Origin of the sequence: Rhodococcus sp. Eu-32, from assembly GCF_003336925.1 — a bacterium.
Taxonomy (GTDB): Bacteria; Actinomycetota; Actinomycetes; order Mycobacteriales; family Mycobacteriaceae; genus Rhodococcoides; species Rhodococcoides kyotonensis_B.
In genome coordinates, this window is the sequence record NZ_QGNK01000054.1 from 1 (window position 1) to 917 (window position 917).

3 protein-coding genes are annotated in these 917 nt (G+C 65.2%); all 3 read left to right on the plus strand.

The window, feature by feature from the left end; genetic code table 11:
* Positions 1 to 509: carboxyl transferase domain-containing protein (locus tag DK926_RS26260; protein WP_279387111.1), on the plus strand; the 509-nt coding region annotated here is incomplete at its 5' end.
* Complete coding sequence (locus DK926_RS26265; protein WP_114332832.1) at positions 506 to 742, plus strand: acyl-CoA carboxylase subunit epsilon; 237 nt, start codon at positions 506 to 508, stop codon at positions 740 to 742. The genes DK926_RS26260 and DK926_RS26265, both read left to right, overlap by 4 nt.
* A 12-nt stretch (positions 743 to 754) precedes the next feature.
* On the plus strand, positions 755 to 917 hold a 163-nt coding region (locus DK926_RS26270), incomplete at its 3' end, for a biotin carboxylase N-terminal domain-containing protein (RefSeq protein WP_133299119.1).

Consider the following 917-nt stretch of genomic DNA (forward strand, 5'->3'; position numbering starts at 1 on the left):
CGTTCAACGTCCCCATCATCACCCTCGTCGACGTCCCCGGCTTCCTCCCCGGCACCGGGCAAGAGTTCAACGGCATCATCCGCCGCGGCGCGAAACTGCTCTACGCCTACGGTGAAGCCACGGTCGGGAAGATCACCGTCATCACCCGCAAAGCCTACGGCGGCGCCTACGACGTCATGGGCTCCAAGCACATGGGCGCCGACGTCAACCTCGCCTGGCCCACCGCGCAGATCGCCGTCATGGGCGCCTCCGGCGCCGTCGGCTTCGTCTACCGCAAACAGCTCCTCGAAGCGGCGAAGAACGGCGAAGACGTCGACGCACTCCGGCTGAAGCTGCAGCAGGAATACGAAGACACCCTCGTGGGCCCGTACGTCGCCGCCGAACGCGGCTACCTCGACGCCGTCATCCCACCGAGCCACACCCGCGGACAAATCGTCTCCGCACTGCGTCTGCTCGAACGCAAACAAGTCACCCTGCCCCCCAAGAAGCACGGAAACATCCCACTATGAGCGCCGAGGACACAGAAGCGAAAACGTCGGCGGCAGTGCAGTTCGGCGGCAACCCTACCGACACCGAGGTCGCCGCACTCATGGCGGTGCTGATCGCTGCGGCGTCGGCCCATCCGCACGTGCCCCGGTCGCCGACGAGCTCGCTCGGCGCCTGGGGCAACCCCACCGACCAGCTGCGCTACGGCCTGACCTCTGCCCCAGTGTATTTCACCAATGCTCACTTCTCGCGATAAAGGATCACCCTCATGTCCACCAATGGTGTTGCACGTAAACAGATTTCGAAGGTGCTTGTCGCGAACCGCGGCGAGATCGCAGTCCGGGTGATCAGGGCTGCAGCGGACGCCGGCCTCACCAGTGTCGCTGTCTACGCCGAACCCGACGCGAACGCACCCTTCGTGCGCTTGGCAG